Origin of the sequence: Staphylococcus ureilyticus, assembly GCF_002902235.1 — a bacterium.
GTDB lineage: Bacteria > Bacillota > Bacilli > Staphylococcales > Staphylococcaceae > Staphylococcus > Staphylococcus ureilyticus.
The window spans coordinates 1-6,009 of record NZ_PPRL01000009.1 but is presented as its reverse complement, the minus strand read 5'-3'; the positions used below and the strand labels follow the sequence as shown (position 1 = coordinate 6,009).

Annotated in this window: 4 protein-coding genes; 2 read left to right on the top strand and 2 right to left on the bottom strand. The window is 32.0% G+C overall.

The features are described from left to right. Positions 1-1,147 precede the first annotated feature (1,147 nt). Complete coding sequence (locus tag CD150_RS01090) at positions 1,148-3,139, bottom strand: catalase (protein WP_040030574.1); 1,992 nt, start codon at positions 3,137-3,139, stop codon at positions 1,148-1,150. Between the two features lie 452 nt (positions 3,140-3,591). Then, positions 3,592-3,912, bottom strand: coding sequence for an iron-containing alcohol dehydrogenase (locus CD150_RS01085; RefSeq protein ID WP_040030578.1), 321 nt, complete (start codon positions 3,910-3,912; stop codon positions 3,592-3,594). Between the two features lie 664 nt (positions 3,913-4,576). On the opposite strand from CD150_RS01085, the gene CD150_RS01080 reads away from it, so the two are divergent. Continuing rightward, on the top strand, positions 4,577-4,864 hold the full coding sequence (locus tag CD150_RS01080) for a hypothetical protein (protein WP_073346240.1): 288 nt from the start codon (positions 4,577-4,579) through the stop codon (positions 4,862-4,864). Positions 4,865-5,103: 239 nt separating this feature from the next. After that, positions 5,104-5,376, top strand: a complete 273-nt coding sequence (locus CD150_RS01075) for a hypothetical protein (protein WP_002508606.1) — start codon at positions 5,104-5,106, stop codon at positions 5,374-5,376. The last annotated feature ends 633 nt before the right edge of the window (positions 5,377-6,009 follow it).

Sequence of the window (6,009 nt, the reverse complement as noted above, 5' to 3'; positions counted from 1 at the left end):
TTCGCCATGCCACGAAATTAGCATCATGCTAGCAAGTTAAGCGAACACTGACATGATAAATTAGTGGTTAGCTATATTTTTTACTTTGCAACAGAACCTATATTACTATGTGCAGTCTATGCTACTAGTTTATTAACTTATATTTATTAAACAATTCTTTATGGGATGTCTTTTTTATGTTATAGAGCACTTGGTATCAGATGAATTATCGTTACATCATCTATCATACGAGTTTTTACAGCCACCCCAAAGGATGGCCATTTTTATTTGCGTTCGCTTCTATCCGAAATATAGCTAATTTCGATGAAAAAACTGGGATTTGTGTTCGAAACATAATTATCCTTTAATTTTTCAACATAACTTTTTCTTTTATTGTTGGATTATCAAAATATCGCATTCTTGTGCTTAAAATAGAAATAACAGTTTAACTTGAATTTGTTTCTAAATGAACCTAATAATTAGGTAATATTACTTTCAATTAATTTTATTCTTATCAATACGTAGAGTAATCATTTTGCGGGCATAAGTTTAAAATAAAAAAGGCAACCATATAAACAATTCTCTTTAAATGTGGGAAATTATAGGGAAAAAATGAGATGAACTTATAGTGAGCGAAGTTCTAATTGAATACTCTTTTAAAATAAATGTAAACAAAAGAGACAACCGTATAAACGGTCGTCTAATGTAACGAGGTTCTCATTGTTTATTGGGTAATGAGCAAATTGTAGAGTAGGATCTCGGGGGAAATCCAACCAATAAAACCTATTTATTATATACCCATTACTACTTCAATTAAACGACCACTATATTAGCGAACGTATACTAAGATTATCATTCCTCAATTACTTAAATAACAAATGAACAAGCATTAAAATCTTTTATTAGAATTTATAATCATCCAAAATGGCGAAGAACCAACGCATATGGATGCTACTTTTCTTAATAAGTTTAACTTAACTCTTATTTGGAATATCACATACTACTATGATTTTTCCTTAATACGTACGACAACTTTTTATTACTATGGCGTTAACCTGTGTTTTTGATAAATAGAAAATCCTTTTCTGATAACAAACGCTCCCATATAAATTCATTTATATGGGAGCGTTTGTTATTACTTAATTATATTATAAAGAGTTAAATAGATTTATCGTTCCCAATATCTAGCTCTATCAAAAGCTTGCACAATTGTATTAGGATCATCCGATACGAAAACACCAGGTGCTGCTAGATTCAATTTGGCATCTGCTAAATTTGTCGCAGCTGTTTGGCTAACGAGTAATGGTTTATTGTGTTTATAAGTGAGTTCTGCAAACTCCTCGACAGGTGGAAGTATATCGCTACCATCTGAAAGTACAATTAAGCTATCAAATAAAGTTGGATGAGCAGTATCAAATGTTTCAGTGATACCGTAGTCTTCTGAGATATCTTTAGGATGTTGTCCCACAAATGCATAGTTTAATTTGTTTTCAGTGAACGTTTTAGCATATGATTTTAGCGTGTCAGCACTAATATCGCCATTTACTGCAACAGCTACAGAATGTCCAGCTAATGGGATATCGAATTTTTCCATTGTTAGTTTACTATCTTTTGCATCTGATTGGACTTCTTCATTTTCTGTGGGCACTTCCACACCTACATTTTTAGCTACACGTTCGGCTAATGTACGGTCAACCTTGTTCAATTGGTTAACCGCATTTTGTTTAACCATAACCGATTTACACATACCGATTTCAAATGAAAAGCCATCTACTGTATGATCAAATTCAGGCTGAGTCAGACTGTTTAAATAAAGTTTGGCTTGGCTATAATAATCTTTGAAACTTTCACTGCGTTTTTGAATTTTGCGGCCTTCAACTTTTTCTTGGTAGTGCTCATAACCACCTTCTTCTTTCGGTGTTGTATGAGGATCATTATTATTCAATGCATTTTTATGATACGCAACTTGTCCTTTGTTTACATTTGTTTGATGCATGCCGTCTCTTTGGTTGTTGTGTACTTCATTTACAGGACGGTTAATTGGAATTTGATTGAAATTTGGGCCGCCCAATCTCGTGATTTGTGTATCTGTATAGGAGAATAAACGTCCTTGTAATAATGGATCATTAGAAAAGTCGATACCTGGTACGATATGTCCTGGATGGAATGCGGCTTGTTCTGTTTCATCAAACACATTCGTAACATTTTGATTTAGTGTCATTTTACCAACTCTTTGTACTGGAACATCATCTTCAGGCCAAATCTTCGTAGGGTCTAAAATATCAAAATCAAAGTCAAATTCTTGTTCAGGACGAATAATTTGTAGGCCTAATTCCCACTCAGGATAATCGCCTTTTTCGATAGATTCATAAAGGTCTTTACGATGAAAGTCGACGTCTTTACCATGTAGCATTTGTGCTTCATCCCATACGAGAGACTCTAGCCCTTGAAGTGGTTTCCAATGGAATTTAACAAAATAAGACTGTCCTTCGTTATTAACAAGGCGGAATGTATGCACACCGAAACCTTCGACTTGTCTAAAATCTTTAGGTATACCGCGATCACTCATAGCCCATACAGCGGTATGTGTAGATTCTGGGTTTTGAGCAAAGAAATCCCAAAATGTATCATGTGCTGTACCACCTTGAGGCATTTCGTTATGTGGTTCAGGTTTAACTGCGTGAATTAAATCTGGGAATTTGATTGCATCTTGTATGAAAAATACTGGTATATCATTACCTACTAGGTCGAAAATACCTTCATCTGTATAGAATTTTGTCGCAAAGCCACGGACGTCTCTAACTGTATCAGGAGAACCTTTAGAACCTTGAACTGTGGAAAATCTAACGAATACTGGCGTTGTTTTCTCGGGGTGAGTTAAAAAGTCGGCTGAAGTGTATTTCGATAAATCTTCATAAACTTGAAATTCACCATGTGCGCCAAAGCCACGGGCATGGACCACACGTTCTGGAATGCGTTCATGATCGAAGTGCATGATTTTTTCTCTGAAATGGAAATCTTCTAATAAGCTAGGACCACGTTCACCAACAGTTAACGTGTTTTCATCTTCACTTACTTTGACACCATTATTAGTCGTCATTGCTTTATCGTCATTGTTTTTTTCTACTTCATTTAATTGATCTTTCTTTTTATTACTCAATATTAAACCCCCTTAGATATCATGCTATGTATTTTCCCTTAAACATAGTTAAAGAAACCTTTATTTTCCGTAATTGTGTAAATATATTATACAATTACGGAAAATAAAGGTTAATTAATATTAAAGGCTAATTTATTTACCTTTAATTAACGCTGTATTATGCTGTGATACTTTAAATATGTGTATATATTTGAATAAGTTATTGGGCTCGGCGTTTACCTGTTCAGCACTACACACGGTTATTATATTGTGGTTTCATGATTAATAAAAATGCAACATAACCATAAATACCCACATGGTTTAGTTAAAAAAGCCAAATTAGAAATATACTTATGAAAGTATCATTTTAGTTACTAAAAATCCTTGTCGTAAGAGAGTTGTTGACGTGCTTTCTCTTAGGCCATCAACTATAAAATAATTTATGACTAATCATTGTCAGCTAATTCTCTAATTTAACTGGCATAAATAAAAAACATTTCACTCGTCTTTCCTCCTCCAACGCCAACAATTACATTTATATCATTGTCTTTAGCTATTTGGCTAAGCCTTGCTATTTCATTTTCAGAGGCTTCCCCCTTAAATTCTTCGTATTTATAACTCATTTCGCTAGATTTAAAACTCTCATTTATATCTTTATTTGTGAGTGACCAAACTAAACTATCTGAAATAATCAAGGGTGAGTCACCTAATTTATTAACCTCATTAGCTAAACTTTTTATTTCTCCTTTTCCTTGTATATATCTACTTGGCGATTGAAAGACGTATCTTGACATACAGACCCCTCCTCATTATTTGATATACACTTATTTTATCCCCTGTATTCATATGTATAAATCATAAATCTTTGTAAATATAGAAGGATTATTCATTAAAATTGGGCCTTGTCTGAAGCGTTACGCCTTTTTATCCATTATGAGCACTTTAATACGCTGAATACGTAGTTTTCCAGACTCTAAGTTGTAAATCAGTTTTTGTTTAGGTTAAGGTTTTCCTTATATATTTAATATATTTCATTTTAGGCTATTTTATTTTTGCGTAAAAAAGACAACCGAATTAACGATTGTCTTTTAACTACGAGAAGTTGATTTGAGAGAGTTCCCATGTCTAATTGGAAACGATTACATTATAACATATATTTTAAAAAAGGCCACTCTGGAGGGCGGCTGTAAAAAGTTTATTGGATAGATAACGGGGAATTCAATTATTTGTGTAATATAGCACAAAAAAAGAACAAGTACCTCTGTATAGACACCTTAAAAAGAGAAAAAACCGAATGTTTTTAATTCCTCTTTTAAATTCATCAGCGCTCTTAATTCCATCAACCAATAGGATAATTAGAAGTGTTAATTATAATGCATGTTTTAGCTCCTGAACTTCACCTCTCTTGTAATCTTTTCTGATATAATTAAGTAAAAATGACGTAAGGGGCGAGTTATTTTGAAAAAATTTGCTGCTATCCATTTTATAAGTGGTGAATCTATTGATTTGTATGAAGACACTTTCATCGAAACAGTAAATAATATTTCTGGCTCAGATAATTTTTATACTCAAGTTATGTTTTCTGGCTCACTGTTTGAAGAAGACTTTTCGATGAAGAAGGTGAACCCTTCTAAACCAAAATTGGGGTTATTAGGTATGTTCTCTGATTCAGACTTTTTCACAGTTGACGAAGTTAAAAAAGTTTATTATAAAAGTTCTTCTATACATTCAATTAATTTTTATTAAGAGTTGGCGTTATAGTGTAGAAGAGGTAATTGAAGCAAACTAGACAATGGCTAGAAATAATTTTATCTAGGGAAACCGTCCAAAGCGGTGTAAATATAAAACTTAAATACTATAACGGAAAATTTTTTAGTTACACAAAAGAATATAGGGGAAATAGTGATGTTGAACGTGGGAAAATGACTAAAAATTAAAGACAATCACTATTGACTATATATTTGTATCATTTTAGGAGGGGTTTTATGGATTTTATCATTACAATAGTAATAGGTGTAATCGTTGGCGTCGCATTTTCAATCTGGTTAACTAACAATAAAATTACTAATCTTATTATTAGTTTGATTTCAGCAGTAATTGGTGCATTCATTGGTCTAACAATGTTAAATTCTTCAGGCAATGCATTACCAAATTCAGCAGGCATGTTCTTTATAATTCCGACACTTGTTGGTTCTGTTTGCTTGACTTTACTTGTTTTGTTTATTATTAAAACGAGCAAAGATATTGCAACAAATTAAAATAGTTTACATTGCCGTAGTATATGAGAGTCTTCTAGCAATGAGGGCTCTCATATTAAGTAACGTTGCATTATTTTTTAATAATGCAACGAACAATAAATTTTCAAATAGCTATGACTATAAGGATTAATATAAATTAAACAGTGTTTTTTCTATAAAGAGAGTTGCGTATTCATCAGAAACCAAAAAGGTAACATTATGGATTCAGTTGAACTAGTATGTTTTTTAACTAAGAGGACATTCGCGGTTCATAATATATTCGTAATGATTGGTATAGGCCTTCCATTAATATTTACTATAGCCATGATTTTTACAATTATAAAAAAAAGACATGGCTGGGCGTTCATTATGGTTATTTTACAAATGGGCTTTTCTTTTTTGTTTATGGTACAAGTAAATTACTATATCTTTTATATCCTTACGTACGTTTAGAACATGGTGCTGTAAATGATAACATGGCTATAGCTTTAATTATTGCATTTATTGCTGTTTTTCTATTACTTATTACTTTGTTGATATTATTAGTAAAATTATTTATTTTCAACAAAAAATATGTCGAAAAGAAAATAAATTAAAGCTAATTATATTAATTCTTGGTAATAGACTATATAGAACAAATATTAATAATTAGGT

Bases quoted from the DNA above. Each gene is read 5' to 3' on its own strand.
- CD150_RS01085 (WP_040030578.1), bottom strand. From the start codon at position 3,912: ATGTCAAGATACGTCTTTCAATCGCCAAGTAGATATATACAAGGAAAA.
- CD150_RS01075 (WP_002508606.1), top strand. From the start codon at position 5,104: ATGGATTTTATCATTACAATAGTAATAGGTGTAATCGTTGGCGTCGCA.